This is a genomic window from Arthrobacter sp. A5 (genome assembly GCF_051131705.1).
In the GTDB taxonomy this organism is placed as follows: Bacteria; Actinomycetota; Actinomycetes; order Actinomycetales; family Micrococcaceae; genus Arthrobacter_M.
In genome coordinates, this window is record NZ_CP180316.1 from 4,305,727 (window position 1) to 4,320,872 (window position 15,146).

At 64.5% G+C, this 15,146-nt stretch carries 14 protein-coding genes and 2 pseudogenes; 8 read left to right on the forward strand and 8 right to left on the reverse strand.

What is annotated here, in order from left to right; translation table 11 throughout:
* Window positions 1-30: 30 nt before the first annotated feature.
* Window positions 31-1,257, reverse strand: coding sequence for an MFS transporter (locus ACLLJI_RS20545; RefSeq protein ID WP_434616333.1), 1,227 nt, complete (start codon window positions 1,255-1,257; stop codon window positions 31-33).
* On the reverse strand, window positions 1,254-2,762 hold the full coding sequence (locus tag ACLLJI_RS20550) for a type I restriction-modification system subunit M (protein ID WP_434616336.1): 1,509 nt from the start codon (window positions 2,760-2,762) through the stop codon (window positions 1,254-1,256). The genes ACLLJI_RS20545 and ACLLJI_RS20550 overlap by 4 nt, the downstream gene beginning before the upstream one ends.
* Before the next feature lie 366 nt (window positions 2,763-3,128).
* On the opposite strand from ACLLJI_RS20550, the gene ACLLJI_RS20555 reads away from it, so the two are divergent.
* Both ACLLJI_RS20555 and ACLLJI_RS20560 read left to right on the forward strand, forming a co-directional pair.
* Window positions 3,129-3,377 carry a ribbon-helix-helix protein, CopG family gene (locus ACLLJI_RS20555; protein ID WP_434616339.1) on the forward strand — a complete coding sequence of 83 codons (249 nt, stop codon included), beginning with the start codon at window positions 3,129-3,131 and terminating at the stop codon, window positions 3,375-3,377.
* Window positions 3,371-3,715: a type II toxin-antitoxin system PemK/MazF family toxin gene (locus ACLLJI_RS20560; protein WP_434616342.1), complete on the forward strand. Its 345-nt coding sequence runs from the start codon at window positions 3,371-3,373 to the stop codon at window positions 3,713-3,715. Before ACLLJI_RS20555 ends, ACLLJI_RS20560 begins: the two co-directional genes overlap by 7 nt.
* Window positions 3,716-3,727: 12 nt before the next feature.
* Here the strand turns inward: ACLLJI_RS20560 and ACLLJI_RS20565 are convergent, their stop codons facing one another.
* Window positions 3,728-5,410 carry an ABC-F family ATP-binding cassette domain-containing protein gene (locus tag ACLLJI_RS20565; RefSeq protein ID WP_434616345.1) on the reverse strand — a complete coding sequence of 561 codons (1,683 nt, stop codon included), beginning with the start codon at window positions 5,408-5,410 and terminating at the stop codon, window positions 3,728-3,730.
* An 86-nt stretch (window positions 5,411-5,496) separates the two neighbouring features.
* A complete protein-coding gene (locus ACLLJI_RS20570; protein WP_434621771.1) occupies window positions 5,497-5,739 on the reverse strand; it encodes a hypothetical protein in 243 nt (80 codons plus the stop codon).
* 118 nt (window positions 5,740-5,857) lie between these two features.
* On the opposite strand from ACLLJI_RS20570, the gene ACLLJI_RS20575 reads away from it, so the two are divergent.
* Window positions 5,858-6,421, forward strand: coding sequence for a hypothetical protein (locus tag ACLLJI_RS20575; RefSeq protein WP_434621774.1), 564 nt, complete (start codon window positions 5,858-5,860; stop codon window positions 6,419-6,421).
* 26 nt (window positions 6,422-6,447) lie between these two features.
* Here ACLLJI_RS20575 and ACLLJI_RS20580 read toward each other — a convergent pair.
* Window positions 6,448-6,711: pseudogene (locus ACLLJI_RS20580) on the reverse strand (C40 family peptidase); the annotation flags it as partial.
* Window positions 6,712-7,103: 392 nt separating this feature from the next.
* Window positions 7,104-7,505: a hypothetical protein gene (locus ACLLJI_RS20585; protein WP_283559653.1), complete on the reverse strand. Its 402-nt coding sequence runs from the start codon at window positions 7,503-7,505 to the stop codon at window positions 7,104-7,106.
* A 234-nt stretch (window positions 7,506-7,739) separates the two neighbouring features.
* On the opposite strand from ACLLJI_RS20585, the gene ACLLJI_RS20590 reads away from it, so the two are divergent.
* The gene (locus ACLLJI_RS20590) at window positions 7,740-8,822 is read left to right on the forward strand and encodes an IS630 family transposase (protein ID WP_434616348.1); all 1,083 of its coding nucleotides are present in this window, start codon (window positions 7,740-7,742) and stop codon (window positions 8,820-8,822) included.
* Here the strand turns inward: ACLLJI_RS20590 and ACLLJI_RS20595 are convergent.
* Together ACLLJI_RS20595 and ACLLJI_RS20600 are read right to left on the reverse strand one after the other, a co-directional pair.
* Window positions 8,819-9,472, reverse strand: a pseudogene (locus ACLLJI_RS20595) (response regulator). The gene ACLLJI_RS20590 and the pseudogene ACLLJI_RS20595 overlap by 4 nt on opposite strands.
* Window positions 9,465-10,871, reverse strand: coding sequence for a sensor histidine kinase (locus ACLLJI_RS20600; RefSeq protein WP_434616351.1), 1,407 nt, complete (start codon window positions 10,869-10,871; stop codon window positions 9,465-9,467). The pseudogene ACLLJI_RS20595 and the gene ACLLJI_RS20600 overlap by 8 nt, the downstream one beginning before the upstream one ends.
* Before the next feature lie 176 nt (window positions 10,872-11,047).
* Here ACLLJI_RS20600 and ACLLJI_RS20605 point away from each other — a divergent pair, with 176 nt between their 5' ends.
* From ACLLJI_RS20605 to ACLLJI_RS20620, 4 genes are all read left to right on the forward strand, one after another.
* Complete coding sequence (locus ACLLJI_RS20605) at window positions 11,048-12,169, forward strand: ABC transporter permease (RefSeq protein WP_434616354.1); 1,122 nt, start codon at window positions 11,048-11,050, stop codon at window positions 12,167-12,169.
* Between the two features lie 84 nt (window positions 12,170-12,253).
* Window positions 12,254-13,003, forward strand: a complete 750-nt coding sequence (locus ACLLJI_RS20610) for an ABC transporter ATP-binding protein (RefSeq protein WP_434616357.1) — start codon at window positions 12,254-12,256, stop codon at window positions 13,001-13,003.
* A 202-nt stretch (window positions 13,004-13,205) separates the two neighbouring features.
* Entirely contained in the window at window positions 13,206-13,952 is a 747-nt protein-coding gene (locus tag ACLLJI_RS20615; protein WP_434616360.1) for a DUF5819 family protein, read from the forward strand.
* A complete protein-coding gene (locus ACLLJI_RS20620) occupies window positions 13,939-15,129 on the forward strand; it encodes an HTTM domain-containing protein (protein WP_434616363.1) in 1,191 nt (396 codons plus the stop codon). Before ACLLJI_RS20615 ends, ACLLJI_RS20620 begins: the two co-directional genes overlap by 14 nt.
* Window positions 15,130-15,146: the final 17 nt, after the last annotated feature.

Here is a 15,146-nt window from a genome sequence, read left to right on the forward strand (position 1 = left end):
CGCTTAACCAAATGTGAACCGCATCACATATTACCCCCGGTGCTCAGGCCGGCCCAGCTCCGCCCGGACGGCCGGGAGCGGCTTTGCCGCCGGTGCCGTCAGCAGCGAAGCAACGATGGCGGCGCCCACCGCCAGCAGCGCGACCCGGATCGTCAAATGATCCCCAAGGAATCCCAACAGCGGCGGCCCGGCCAGGAAGGCCACATAGCCGATGGTCGAAACAACCGACACCCGTGCGGCTGCCCGCTGCGGATCATCCGCCGCAGCCGACATCCCCATCGGGAAGCCAAGGGCGGCGCCGGCTCCCCAAAGGATGGCGCCGAGCCCGGCAATCCAGATATTCGGACCAAAAACGAAGACAACCAGACCCACCAGTGCCGCACCCAGGCTTGCATACAGCACGGGAACCCGGCCGAAGCGGTCAATATAGCGCCCGCCAATGAAACGGAAGATGGTCATCGAGGCAACGAACACGGCGAACATTACGGCGCCCACGGACTCGCTGCTGTGCAGCCCGTCCACGGTAGCCTTGGCAATCCAGTCGTTGGCGGCCCCTTCGGTGAGCGCTGCACCCAGGACCACCAGCCCCACCAGCACCGTGCGCAGTTCCCGCCAAGCGCTGGGGGCGGGTTTCACCGGTGACGGATTGTCGAGCCGGACCCCTTCGGCGTGGCCGGTGTGCAGGTCCCGCTCCGGCAGGTAATACCGGGTCGCCACCAGCAGCACCACCATCACGAAGACCGCGATCGCGGTCAGGTGCAGGGACAGGCTGAGATTCAGACTGGACATTCCGGCACCCAGCAGGGCACCAACAAAGGCCCCGCCGCTGAACCCGGCATGGAACCGGGGCATGACCGTGCGGCCCAGATGCCGCTCCACTTCCGCGCCTTCGATGTTCTGCGAGACGTCCCACAGCCCGATGCCAATTCCAAAGAGGAACAGCCCGACGACGACTATCGGCACCGAGGTGACCAGCAGCGCCATCGAAATGACCAGGGCCCCGATGGCCGCCAAGGACCCTCCCAGACGAGAGGTGTTGGCCGTTCCGATCCGGCCCACGATAGTCCCGGCCACGGGAAGGGCCAGCACCGAACCGGCAGCTCCTGTCAGCAGCACCGCGCCCATTTCGCCCGGATTCAGGCCCAGCACGCGGGTGACAGCGGGGATCCGGGCGGCCCAACTGGCGAAGGCCAGCCCGTTGATGGCAAAAACCACGAAAGTGGCAATGGCCGCCTTGTTGACCTGCTCCGGTTTCATACCGAACCCCGTTCCGCCGCGCGGGCCGTGAGCGCATCCGCCACCGCCGCGAACTCGGCCAGCGCCGCCTGCAGGTCCTCCACGATTTCCTGCGCAATGATCTCGGGCGGCACGCCGTCGTCCGCGGATTCCAGCGAGGGGTCCTTCAGCCAGGTGATGTCCAGGTTGACCTTGTCCCGCGCCAGGAGTTCCTCATAGCCAAAGGAGATGAAGCGCTCGGATTCCACCCGCTGGGAGCGGTCCTCCGCGGCAAAGGAGGCAATGAAATCCGCTAGGTGCTCGTCCCGCAGCGGGTTCTGCTTCATGGTGAAGTGCTCGCCCACGCGGAAGTCATAGGCCCAGAGCTTGTCAGTCCAGTGCTTCTCCGGCCGGGCACGTTTCCGGTCGAAGAACAGCACATTGGCCTTGACGCCACCGGCATAAAAGATGCCGGTGGGCAGACGCAGCAGGGTGTGCACGTCGTACTCCTTCAGCAGCCGCCGCCGAATGGTTTCCCCCACCCCGCCCTCGAAGAGCACGTTGTCCGGAACCACCACGGCAGCCCGGCCGCCGACGGCCATCAGCGAGGCGATGTGCTGCAGGAAGTTCAGCTGCTTGTTAGTGGTGGTGACCCAGAAGTCCGGGCGGGAGTAGGAAACGTCCTCCCTTTCCGCCCGGCCCTCATCGTCGGTCACCGTAATGGAGGACTTCTTGCCGAACGGCGGATTCGCCAGCACCAGCGTGGCGTGCGTGGACGACACCCCGGAGAGGGCGTCGCGCACGTCAATCACGGGTTCCCCGTTTTCGCGGCCCACCCCGTGCAGGAAAAGGTTCATGGTGGCCAACCGGGCGGTGGAATCCACCAGTTCAACCCCGCGGACCAGCTGCCCGGAGCTGAGATTTTCCCGTTGGTCCGGCGTCACCCCCGTGCCGAAGTGGCGTTCAATGTACTCCACAGCGGAGAGCAGAAACCCGCCCGTTCCGCAGGCCGGGTCGATGATAAAATCCGTCGGCACCGGGCGCATCACTTCCACCATGGCGTGAATCAGCGGCCGCGGCGTGAAGTACTGGCCCGCCCCGGATTTCACGCCCGAGGCCGAGCGCTGCAGCAGCGCCTCAAACGCGTCGCCGTTCAGGTCACCGCCCACAGACCACGTTTCGGTGCCGATCAGGTCACGGATCAGCTTGCGCAGCAGCGCCGGCTCCTGGATCCGGTTCTGCGCCTTGCGGAAGATCACGCCCAGATTGGTGGGCTCCTTGCCCAGCTTGCGCAGCACCCGCTGGTACTCCACCTCCAGCGCGTCCCCACTGAGCGAGGCGAGCCGGTCCCAAGAGACATCAAGCCCCGGCGGGAACACCTTTTTGGGGTAGAACGGGTTCTTCTCACGCTCATCGGCCATCTTGAGGAACAGCAGAAAACTCAGCTGCTCCACATACTCGATCGCAGCCACCCCGGCGTCGCGCAGCACGTCACAGTAGCTCCATAACTTGTCGACCAGGCGACGGAGTTCAGCGTGGTTGCTCATATGGAGACGGCCTTTCGGGAAGTACGACGGCGAGGGGCCGGCTTTCCGCGGCCCCCTCGGTTTTGAGGCGCTCAAGCAGGGTAGAGGCTGGTTCGTCGTTGGGGTCCTGGTCAACCAACTGGCCGGAGAAGGCAGAAGACAGAAGCGCCGAGCGCAATGAATTTGAGCTCTTGCGTGCCTCACACAGTTGCGCATCGAGCCTGCGGGCGGAAGTTTCCGCTTCTTCAACTTCTTCGGATTACCGCAATTACATTCAATGCTAGCGTCCCTCCTGTTATATCGCCAAGGCGACTCCGGCTGATTCTGCTGGCGCCAACTTTGGTGAAAGGATGGTTATACCTGGTTATACCTGGCTACACTTATTCCATGAAGACCGCCATCTCCGTTCCCGACGACACCTTTAACCGGGTCTCTCGCCGCGCAAAAGACCTCGGGCTGAGCCGATCGGAGTTCTTCGCGCTTGCCGCAAACAGCTACCTTGACAAACTGGACACTCATTCTCTGGCTGAGCAGATAAATAGTGCACTGAACCAGATCGGCGTGCAAGACGAGTCCTACGCCGCGGCTGTCGAAGAGGGTCATCGGCTCCTGCTGGCTGCTGACGAGCAGTGGTGATCGAGCGCGGCGACGTGTGGTGGGCTGATCTAGGTCCAGCCATTGGCAGCCGACCTGCCAAGCGCGGACCTGTCCTGGTCATTCAGGCCAGCAACTACAACGCCAGTCACTTGGCAACTGTCTTGGTAGCGATCATCACCTCCAACACTGCCCTAGCCGCGATGCCTGGAAATGTGTTCCTGCCCGTCGCTGCGACGGGTCTGCCTCAAGATTCGGTAGTGAATGTCACGGCCCTGGTCACGCTCAACAAATCGGATCTAAGCCACGAAGTCGATCACGTCCCAGCTAGCTTCATCGACGAGGTGGACCGCGGTCTCCGCCGCGTCCTCGACCTGTAGTCCGCTGCCGGCCTACCGGGCCCGTTGTACCCGCTTTTCATCCCACACCGGCTCGTCGCTTTCATAGACGTTGCCGTCACTGCCGAAGACGAAGTACCTATCGAAACTGCGCGCAAACCAGCGGTCGTGCGTGACCGCAAGCACGGTTCCCTCGAAGGCATCGATCGCCTTTTCCAGCGCCTCGGCAGAATGCAGGTCCAGGTTGTCGGTGGGTTCATCGAGCAGCAGCAGCGTTGCGCCGGACAGCTCCAGTAACAGGATCTGGAACCTCGCCTGCTGCCCTCCGGAGAGAGAATCGTACTTCTGCTCCGACTGCGAGGCCAGTCCATACCGGTCCAGCGCACCGGCCGCGGCCTCGCGTCCAAGCCCGGAACGGTGTTCATCCCCGCGGTGCATGATGCTCAGCAGCGTGCGATTCAGAAGGTCGGGACGCGAATGCGTTTGGGCAAAGAAGCCAGGGCGGATCCGGGCACCGAGTTTCACCGAGCCCTCGTGCGGGACGGGTGCGATGTCGACGTCGGAGACTGGCTGATGTTCCTTGTCCGGATCGGAACCTCCGGCCGCCAGCAGCCGGAGGAAATGTGACTTCCCGGAACCGTTCGAGCCCAGCACCGCCACGCGGTCGCCAAACCAGATTTCCGCGTTGAACGGTTTCATCAGCCCCGTCAGTTCCAGCTTCCGGGCCACGATGGCACGCTTCGCCGTCCGGCCGCCCTTGAGCCGCATTTTCACATTCTGTTCAATCGGCAGCGCTTCCGGCGGCCCCACCTCCAGGAATTTTGTCAGCCGTGTCTGCGCGGCCTGGTACCGGTTCGCCATGTCGGAGCGGAATGCGGCCTTGTTCTTGTACATGTTCACCAGCTCTTTGAGCTTGACGTGTTCCTCGTCCCAGCGGCGCCGCAGCTCCTCAAAGCGCGCATTACGGTCTTCGCGGGCCTGCACATAGGAGGCGAATCCTCCGCCGTGCGTCCAGCTGGAGGCACCGTTGATGCCAGGTTCCAGGGTCACGATGCGGCTGGCCGCATTGGCCAGCAGTTCCCGGTCATGGCTGACGAAGAGAACGGATTTCTCCGAGGCCGCAAGTTTGGCTTCCAGCCAGCGTTTGCCCGGCACATCAAGGTAGTTGTCCGGCTCGTCGAGCAGCAGAATCTCGTCCGGCCCGCTGAACAGCGCTTCCAGCACCAGCCGCTTCTGCTCTCCGCCGCTGAGGGTGGAGGCCTTCCGATACTGGGCCTTGTAGAAGTCGATGCCCATGGACGCCATGGTCACTTCGTCCCAGGTCGTCTCCATCTCGTAACCGCCCGCATCGCCCCAGTCTGCGATTGCCCGGGCGTACGCCATCTGGCTGGGCTCGTCGTCGCGCTCCAGCATGGTCAGTTCGGTGGCATCGACGGCGTTCCCGGCCGCCCGAATGTCCGGCGATGCCACGGACAGCAGCAGCTCCCGCACGGTGGTCTCATCCCGGACCTGCCCGACGAACTGGCGCATGACGCCCAGATTACCGGATTTGGAGACGGCCCCCTCATCCGCAACAAGGTCTCCGGCGATAATCCGCAGCAGGGTCGTCTTACCCGTCCCATTGGGGCCTATCAGCGCCGTTTTGGCGCCATCGGCAACGCGAAAGTTCACTCCGTTGAGCAACTGCCTGCCGTCGGAGAGGAAGTAATCAATATTTGCAACGTCTATATGGCCCACGTGACCAGTCTTCCACCCTGAAGGCCGCATCGGCGCACCCGCACCAAACCATGCCGCTACTGGTATGGACGGCCGCGCTCAACGGGTTACGGATTATTGACCAGCAGATTCCCCGACACCGCGTTCCAACCGGCGCTCCGGCTGTGGGCGGGATCTGAATCCGTCGCGATGAGCAGCGCAGCCTGACCGAGTGGGAGGCCGGTGAGCCGGAGTCCCTGGGCAAAGAAGGTGTCAGTGTCGGTGCAGCGGCTCTGGATCAGTGCACCGTACTGGTCAGCAGCGAGGAAACATATGCCCTCCGCACCTTTCACCGCCGCGAAATAGCTCACCGTGCCGGATTTTCCGACCTTCCTCGTATCGGCTGGGGCGATGCCTATGCCGGCCAGCGCGGCGGCCGCAGCAGCGGTAAGCCCATCAGAGGACTTTTGTTTTTGCGCCAGCTGCGGAATGAGCCCGATGGCCGACGGGGTTGCAGGCAGGGTTGCCGTCGGTTTCGGAGTGGCTGTCGGCGACGGGGTGGCAGTCGGCGACGGGGTGGCAGTCGGCGACGGGGTGGCAGTCGGCAGCGGCGACGAAGCCGGAGTCCGTGATGGGGTCGGCAGCGGCGACGAGGCCGGTGTCGGCGACGGCGACGGCATTGGTGTCGGCGACGGCGACGGCGACGGCTTCGGAGTCGGGCTAGGCGTCGGGGACGGGGACGGGGTAGTCATCGGCTTCGGAATAGGCCTCGGCCTTACCGACGGGGTAGGGTCAGGCGCGGGTCGCGGCGACGGGGCCAACGGCGCGGGCGGAGCAAATGCCGCGGCCGGCAACGGCCGCGGCGCCGCCACGGGAGCCGGGGTCACCCTAAAGGGAAGTCCCGGCGCCGTCGACGGCTCCAGCAGAGGCTCCCCGGAACCCGACGGCGCGGCCATGGTGAAGTATCTCGACGTTCCCGTGGCCCAGGCCGGCAGTAATACCGTCCCCACGTCCGGGTTCAGCGCGCTGATCATCATGCCGCCGCCCACGTAGATTCCCACATGCGACCAATGATCAGGTCCATCCTGATTCTGCGCTACCAGGTCCCCGGGCTGCGGCGCCGATGTCGGAACCATGACTGTCCACTGTTCCGTCCGCGGCAGATTGAGACCGGCCTGCCGGTACGCCCACTGCACAAATCCGGAACAGTCCCAGCCAAGAAGAACGCTGGTCCCGCCCCAAACGTAGGGGTGCCCCAGTCCCGCATACGCTGCCCTGACCACAGCGAGCTGCCCGGTCGCGGAGAGCGGGGCGACGCGGTCCCGCGCTGGAAGCGGGAACATCTGCGTTGGCCAACCGGGTATCGGTGCCGGTTCCGAGAGCACGGGACTGCTGGCGAACACCAGTTGGGCGTCGGACGGCGCCAAGACGGCCGCCGTCGTCCTCTCACCGAGCACCGTGCTGGCTGGACTGTCGATCACGCCCGGTTGCAGTCCATCCGCGTAGGTGGTCCTCAGCGGATCTGTGCTTCCCGTTCCGACGCTGAGGAGGCCGATACCGACCAGGAACGCGCACGCGGAAGTCAGTGCAGTGCGGCGGCCTTTACGCGGGGCCAAGGGAACGGGACACAAAAGCTACCTCCTGAGGCTCGGCCAACGGTAGTACCGAGGGTACGCCGAATGAGGCCGGAGGCAATAGGTACTTTTCAGGCTATCAGCAGATGGTGGAACGGCCCTTAAAATCCTTCGGTGTCCACCGGAAAGCGCGACTGCAGCTGCTCACCGTCGGCGTGGCTGTAGGCGGTGACGATGCGTCCCCTGCCTAACCCTCCGATGGATGAGGCTGGGAAGTCCGCGGTGACTGTGGTGCCGTCAAGAGTGACACCGGAGTGGTTGTGGTGTTCCTGGTCCACCTGCTCGTGGTTGAACGTGGAAAAGTCCACCAGATCGCCGTTGACGAATTCAATGGACAGCCGGCGCTGGTGTGAATAGTCCTCACTGGCGGCAACCATTCCCATCAGATAACTGCCATGCGTCGGCATGGACTTGCTCAGTTGGAAGCGTACGCACAGCCTGTCGCCGTTTTCCTGTGCAGAAACACGGATCAGCTGCGGAACGCTGGAATGTGGAGTGCTCATGGCCGAAGTCCCTCGTGTGATGGTCCGATAGCTCGGAGCGTAGCACCGGCCCGGCCCTGCAGCTACCCGCGGGGCCCCGACGACGCGGATCGGCGGCGAGGCCCTGCAGGGTCAACCCGCGGGCCACACCCGAATAGTCCGACGGCTCGTTCGGCCAGCGGCACGCTTGATCAGCGGTTCTAGTGTAGCGTGTCGTTGATTCCTTTGGGTCTGATTGTTTGTCAGACTTGATCCATGGTTTATCTGGCAAAGGCACTTCAGTTGCGCGACGGGGACCGGGGCGCCCTGGAAGCGTTGACTCGTGGGAATTCTTCCACTGCGACGTTGGCGTTGCGGGCGCGCACGGTTTTGTTGGCTGCTGACGGGATGCCGAATGTCCAGATTGAGAAGATCACCGGGTTTTCGGCGCCCACGGTTTTGAAGTGGCGCAACCGCTATGCCGAGGGCGGGATCGAGGCCCTGTCCGATGTCCAGCGCCCGGGCCGGGAGCGGGAGATCGACGAACTCGCCCTGATTGCCGACACCCTGACCAATGACGGGAACCCGCCGGCGGAGCTGGGGATCTCGCACTGGTCCGCGCGCATCATGGCCGAACGCCACGGAATCTCTTTTTCGTCCGTGGCCCGAATCTGGCGCCGTTGGAAGATCCAGCCGCATCGGATCGAGACGTTTAAATTCTCCACCGACCCGGCCCTGGAGTCCAAGCTCCGGGACGTGGTGGGCCTGTACATGTCCCCGCCGGAAAACGCGGTGGTGGTGAGCATTGATGAGAAGACCCAAATCCAGGCACTGTCCCGCACCGGCCCGGACCAGCCGCTGTCCCCGACCCACCCGCTGCAGCAGACGCACGACTACAAGCGCAACGGCACCACCACCTTGTTCGCCGCCTTGGAGGTTCTCACCGGCAAACTCAGCGCGAACGCCTTCTACCCAAAGCACACCAACATCGAGTTCGTCGATTTCCTGAGCCGGGTCGCCCACGCCCACCCCGGGGTTGAGCTGCATGTCATCTGCGACAACTATGCGACCCATAAGCACCAGAACGTGAAGGACTGGCTGGCCGAAAACCCGCGCGTGAGCCTGCATTTCACCCCGACCAGCTGTTCCTGGCTGAACATGGTGGAGATCTTCTTCGGGATCATCACCCGCCAGTGCCTCAAACGCGGAGCATTCAGCTCCGTGAAAGAGCTGGAGGAAACCATGGAACGCTACATCGAGAACTACAACCAGGACGCCAAACCATTCACCTGGACCAAGTCAGCGGAGTATCTCCTGGGCAAGATGAAACGCAAACAAACCATTAACACGGAACACTAGCGGCCGGAGGCGCGGATAATCCTGCGCTGCGTGGCCACGGAAATCGCGGCCGTCCGGTTATCCACGCCCAGCTTCTCGTAGATGTGCACCAGATGCGTCTTGACCGTCGCCTCCGAGATGAACAGGGCCTTGGCGATGGCACGATTGGACATTCCGGTGGCCAGCAGCTCCACCAGCTGCACTTCCCGCACCGACAGTGCCGGCTCAGGGTTACGGATCCGGCCCATCAGCCGGGCCGCCACCTCCGGGGCCAGCGCGGTCTGTCCGGCCGCGGCAGACATTACCGCCTGCAGGATCTGTTCCGGCGGCGCGTCCTTGAGCATTTATCCGCTGGCACCGGCCTCAACCGCTGCCAGGATGTCCGCATCCGTGTCATACGTGGTCAGAATCAGCACCGGGGGCGGCGACGGCAGGGATCTGATCTTTGCTGTGGCGATGACACCGTCCATCCCGGCGCCCATCTGCAGATCCATCAGCACCACGTCCACCTGCTCACCCAGCGTCGTCAGGCGCGCCAGCTCGCGCAGGGCGGCGCCGCCGTCGGCTGCTTCCGCGGCGACCGTTATGCCCTCGAATTCGGTGAGCATGGCGCGCAGCCCGGCGCGCACCACGGGGTGGTCATCAACCAGCAGCAGTCGGATTTCAGACATCGTTCCCCTTGTCTGCGGGGCCATCCCGGACGGCACTATCGCGATCGACGACCTCCAATTCGTCGCCGTCCCCGACACCATTTCCCAGACCGGCGCCTTCACGGTCGCCCCTATCCGGCGGAACGGCCGGTTCCAGCGGCAGGCGCAAAGCCACCACGGTGCCTTCGCCGGGAGCGGATTCCAACGCCAGCGTCCCGTTCTGCGCTCCGACGCGCTCACGCAGGTAGCGCAGCCCGTATCCGCTGCCGTCCGCCCGCGCCGGCGCCGGCGCCGGATCAAAGCCCACGCCGTCGTCGTAAATGTCCATCGTCACTTCGCTCCCCAGGGAGCTGAGGGTGACGACGGCGGTCCCGGCCTTCGCGTGCAGCCAGACGTTGGCCAGGCTGGACTGCGCCGCGCGCAACAGGGTGACCTGGTACGGCTGCGGCAGCTCCACGGGTTCGCCATCGAGCTCGAACCTGCAGCGCAGGCCAACGCCGCGGGCGGCCGCCTCCGTCTCCGTCTTCTCGCAGAGCCGGCGCAGGCTCTCCACCAGCGACGACTCCTGCAGCTGCGGGGACGACAGGCCACGGACAAAGTTCCGGGCCTCGGCCAGCGAATCCGCCGCGGTCTGCTGCACCATCGCCAACCGGTTCCGCGCGGTGAACGGATCCCCGGTGCTCAGCGATTTATCCGCGGCCCGCGAAAGCAGCACGATGCTGGAAAAACCCTGCGCCAGGGTGTCGTGGATTTCACGGGCCAGCCGCTCGCGCTCGGCCAGCACACCGGCGTCGTGCTGGGTTCTTGCCAGTTCGGCCCGGGTCCGGCGGAGCTCATCCGCGGCACGGCGCTGGAGTTCGCCCTCCAGGTACAGCGCCCGGTAGGCGATCCCGGTTGCGATCGAGAAAACGGCGCCGAGCACCGGCCCCACCACGGCCGCCGCCGCCGGTACGGCAAGCCCGCTGGCGGCCCACTGCGACGCGATGACGGCCGCGGTCATGAGCGCAACGGTCACTATCGCCAGCCGACGCGGGAGCACGTGAATATGCAGGAAGAACAGCGGAAACGCCAGCCAGGAAAATTCGGCACTTCCGGCGAGCAGGACGCCCCAGAGTGCGGTGACCGTGGCCAGCCAGAAGATGGCATACCGGCCCGGATCCAGCGCGGAGAGTCCTGCCGCGTACCGCTTTTCGAGTACGGTTCCGGCCAGAAACACCAGCGCCAGAAGGACGGCGACGGCCAGCAGCGCCCAGCGTGCCGGGCCATCCTGGACCGTGGTGAGGAGCCGGACGACGGCGATCGTCAGCAGCAGCGCGAAGCCGACATGCAAGGTGACCCGCAGGAAACGCAGGATCAGGACGCTGGAGGAGGCGGGGCTGCCCGCTGCGGCCGGCGCGGGGACTGGTTCCGGGGCAGGCATAGCACCAGCTTAGGCGCTGCCGGAGACGAGCGGATCATACGAATGGTTGATGGGGCGATCAGCCGCCCGGTCAGCGGGGATCATCCGACTCCCCGATGTTGAAGGCACTGATCGGCGGGAAAGTGGAAGTACGAGATGTTCCGCCGCTTCGGCACCCGACTGAAAGAAGAAAAACCGTGTTTCTCGCCATCCGCGATATCCGCTTTGCGAAGGGCCGTTTCGCCCTCATGGGCGGCGTCGTCGCCCTGATCACCGTGCTGCTGGTCATGCTCTCCGGCCTCACTGCCGGACTGGGCAATCAGTCAACGTCTGCCATCGCGGAGCTTGGCGCCAGCAGCAGCACCAAGGCGGTCGACACCATCGCCTTTGGCGCACCCGGCAGCACTGATCCCAAGGCATCCTTTACGGAGAGAGAGGTGACCGCCGCACAGGTGCAAAGCTGGAAGACGCAGCCGGGCGTGGCCAATGCCGAGCCTGTTGGCATCAGCCAGACCCGTTTCCAGGGTGCCGGCGGCAACAACGGGACCACCAATGTGGCGGTCTTCGGTGTCCAGGCGGGCGGCAGCCTGGCCCCCGCGCCCGTTACCGCAGACACCGTTGTCATCGGTAAAACCGTGGCAAAGGACCTTTCACTCTCGGTCGGCGATAAGGCCAGTGTGGGCGATACCGAGCTGACCATCAGCGCCATCGTCGATGACCAGTGGTACTCACATACCGGTGTCGTGTGGACCGCCCAGCCCACCTGGGCCGCGCTGGCGCACCTGACGGACAAGGATCAGGTGGGCACGGTCCTCGCGGTCAGCTACGCCGATGGGGCTGTGATTGGTGACAGGGTCGATGAGGCTGCGGCCAACAGCGCCGCCAACACGGTGAGCACCTCCCGTACCGGATCCTTCCAGGCCCTGGGTTCCTACAAGAGCGAAAACGGCTCGTTGATGCTCATGCAGGCGTTCCTTTACGGCATCTCCGCCCTGGTGATCGTGGCCTTCCTGACGGTCTGGACCGTCCAGCGGACCCGCGACATCGCGGTCCTAAAGGCGATGGGCGCCTCCGGCTCCTATGTGCTCCGGGACGCCATCACCCAGGCGGCCATCGTCCTGCTCGCAGGAGCCGCCATCGGTGGCCTGATCGGCATCACCGGCGGCTTCTTCGCCGCGACGGCCGCGCCCTTCCTGGTTTCACCCGCCACCACGCTGCTGCCGATTGTGGGCATTGTGCTGCTGGGACTGGCCGGCTCCGCCCTGGCCGTCCGCCGGGTGACCAAGGTGGACGCGCTGATTGCCCTCGGCGGCAACTAACCACAATCTGAGGTGCCCGCGATGGGGCCCCTCAACGAAAACACCCCCGCTATGAGCACCTCAGTTCCTGAAAGGACCTTCCTCATGGCTTCCACCACTCTCGGCCCGCTCTCCCCGACACCGACACCTACACCGACGCGCACCGGCGCACCGTTGAGCCTCATCAACGTCACCCTCGAATACCCGGACGGCGAGGGAACCATCAAGGCGATGGACGACGTCAGCATGGAGGTCAGCGCCGGCCAGATGATGGCCCTCGTCGGGCCCTCGGGTTCGGGCAAGTCCAGCCTGCTGGCGGCGGCCGCCACCCTGGTCCGCCCCACCAGCGGACTGGTGATCATTGACGGCACCGACGCGACGGGCCTCAAGGACAAGGAACTCACGACGCTGCGGCGCGACAAGGTCGGCATCATCTTTCAACAGCCAAACCTGCTGGCCGCACTGACTGCAGCGGAACAGCTCGTTATCGGCGACCACCTGCGCGGGAAGCCGCTCAAAGCGGCACGGTCAAAGGCCGCCGAGCTGCTGGACATCGTCGGTCTGGCGTCGTCGGCCAACAAACGCCCGCACCCGCTCTCCGGGGGTCAGCGCCAGCGTGTCAACATTGCCCGCGCCCTGATGGGCGACCCGACGGTGCTGCTGGTGGATGAGCCGACGGCGGCGCTTGATCATGAGCGCAGCGACGCCATTGTCCGGCTGCTGCGCCGGGTCACGGACGAATTCCAGCTGGCCACCGTCATGGTGACCCACGACACCGAGTTTGTTCCGCTTACGGATGCCGTGGCCACGATGCGCGATGGCAAGCTGTCCGCCGCCGTCCCGACGCATTCCTGATCCGGCCGGAAATACAGCGGAGTACCCCGCAGGGGACGGAATCCGGGCGCCGCTGTTACCCGCGGCGCCCGGTCCCTGACCGGCGTGCCCCGCGCCGAGCTCATTTTCAGCATGCAATACTGAAATTTGAGCGCAACGGAAGAGAGGGAGCGGCACCGCCCGACCGCCACCGGGCGGACCACGGGGGCGTCCGGCCGAGATCATGAAAAAAAGACCCTTAGTGGTACGCCTGGTGGGAGCCGCGCTGACGCTTGTGCTCCTGTGGCAGGGCCTCGCCACCGTCAGCTATCTCAGCGGTTCCAGCCAGCTCGCAAATATTGCCGGTAAGGGAACCATCAATGCCTACATGACCCCCCTGTTCAAACAGTACTGGTCGGTATTCGCCCCCGATCCGATCCAGGTGGATACGGAGCTTCTGGTCCGGGCCCAGATCAACGGCACAGACACCGAGTGGTTCAATATCTCCCAGGCCGACGTGGACAGGTCCATCCTGCACCAGCCCGTGCCCTCCCGGCTGTACCTGACCAACTTCCAGCTCACCTCGCACTATCAGGTATCCGCCGGGCTGCTCCCGCAGAACCTGCAAAACGTGCCGAAGCAGCCATTCGTCGGATCCGACTGGCTGGAACGGATGAAGAAGGATCTGGCCGATACCGGCTCAGCCGCGGACACCGCGGCCGTCACGCAGTTCGTTAAGGATGAAACGGCGATGACGTCCATGGTCAGCTCCGTGGCCCGGGCACGCTGGGGCGACGGTGTCACGGCGGTCCAATTCACGATCCGGACCATCCCGGTAAAACCCTACGCCGAGCGGAACAATAACGACTATCAGGTCACGGCGACGGATTTCGAAGCGGGCTGGCGCGGCGTCATCCAGGTTCCAGACATAGATTTGGCCGCCATCGAGGCCATGTACGGCACGAAGGCGGCACCCCATGTCAGCAACTAATACGTCGTCGGCCCCCGCCGCCGGAACAGCCGAAGCGCCGAAGCTCAACGTCGTCGGCAGGCTCGAATCCTGGCTGCTGGACGGAAAACGCGCCAAGTACGCCACATCCATCCTGCGTATTCTGCTCGGCGTGTCCGTGGTCGCGATCGTTGCCACCAATTTCATGGACCGTAAATACATCTGGGGTACCGCCTCTGGCTGGGCGCAGCCTTACCGCAATGACAGCATCTGGAACTTCTGGCTGTTCAAGTACTTTAACGCCGGTGACCCTGATGCCCTGCTGGTGGCCAAACTGGTGCTGCTGGCCGGTTTCGGCGTACTCATGGTGCTCGGCTGGCGGACCCGCATCGTTACGCTGGTGACGCTGCTGATGTTCATCTCGCTGGCGGCCCTGGGCCCCACCTCCTCGGACTCGGCGGATAATGCGCTGCGCATCATGCTGATCTACAGTTCCTTCACCGACGGTTCGCAGCGGTGGTCCCTGGACGCGCGGCGCCGCCGGATCCGCAGCGAGAAGTCGTCCACCGCACGGCGTCAGTCATTTATCGCCCGGACCGCGGCACCGGGCTGGTTTGGCATCATCGTGCACAACCTCGCTGTCGTCGCCATCGGCGCACAGGTCATCATCATCTATCTGGTGGCCGGGGTCGCAAAGGCCCGCGGCACCCTATGGCGCGACGGCACGGCGATCTATTATCCAATGCATGCGGAGAACTTCAGTCCGTGGCCGCAATTGAACCACCTGCTGGTGGCCAATGATTTAATGGTGCATCTGATTTCCTGGGGCTCGGTGGCCATTCAGGTGCTGTTTCCGCTCCTGCTGCTCAACCGCTGGACCCGGCGTCTTGCTGTTCTCGGACTCATCGCCATGCATGCCGGCATCGGCGTCTTCTTGGGTCTGAGTGTCTTCTCCTTGTCCATGGTGGCCGCGGATGTCATCTTCGTGCGTGACTCGACCATAGACTCCGTCGGTGGCTGGCTCCGCGGTAGGCGTAAGCGCCGGCCGGGTGCGGTGCTGGAGCCAGCGCCGACGGGCACCTCGGAAGCCAGGAGCGCCGAACGTCGGGACCCGGACGGACAGGACCCGGACGGACGGAGTACGACGCCGCCGACCACTGCCACCTCCGCCGCAATGCCGGCGGACAGGCCCGCGGAATCGGGCCCGGCTGCTTCCTAACAGGCTCAGCCGCGACA

Excerpts from the sequence above, each read along its gene's own strand:
- ACLLJI_RS20545 (WP_434616333.1), bottom strand. The coding sequence starts at position 1,257 with ATGAAACCGGAGCAGGTCAACAAGGCGGCCATTGCCACTTTCGTGGTT.
- ACLLJI_RS20600 (WP_434616351.1), bottom strand. The coding sequence starts at position 10,871 with ATGCCTGCCCCGGAACCAGTCCCCGCGCCGGCCGCAGCGGGCAGCCCC.
- ACLLJI_RS20615 (WP_434616360.1), top strand. The coding sequence starts at position 13,206 with ATGAAAAAAAGACCCTTAGTGGTACGCCTGGTGGGAGCCGCGCTGACG.
- ACLLJI_RS20585 (WP_283559653.1), bottom strand. The coding sequence starts at position 7,505 with ATGAGCACTCCACATTCCAGCGTTCCGCAGCTGATCCGTGTTTCTGCA.
- ACLLJI_RS20550 (WP_434616336.1), bottom strand. The coding sequence starts at position 2,762 with ATGAGCAACCACGCTGAACTCCGTCGCCTGGTCGACAAGTTATGGAGC.
- ACLLJI_RS20575 (WP_434621774.1), top strand. The coding sequence starts at position 5,858 with ATGAGCCCGATGGCCGACGGGGTTGCAGGCAGGGTTGCCGTCGGTTTC.
- ACLLJI_RS20620 (WP_434616363.1), top strand. The coding sequence starts at position 13,939 with ATGTCAGCAACTAATACGTCGTCGGCCCCCGCCGCCGGAACAGCCGAA.
- ACLLJI_RS20590 (WP_434616348.1), top strand. The coding sequence starts at position 7,740 with ATGGTTTATCTGGCAAAGGCACTTCAGTTGCGCGACGGGGACCGGGGC.
- ACLLJI_RS20610 (WP_434616357.1), top strand. The coding sequence starts at position 12,254 with ATGGCTTCCACCACTCTCGGCCCGCTCTCCCCGACACCGACACCTACA.
- ACLLJI_RS20555 (WP_434616339.1), top strand. The coding sequence starts at position 3,129 with ATGAAGACCGCCATCTCCGTTCCCGACGACACCTTTAACCGGGTCTCT.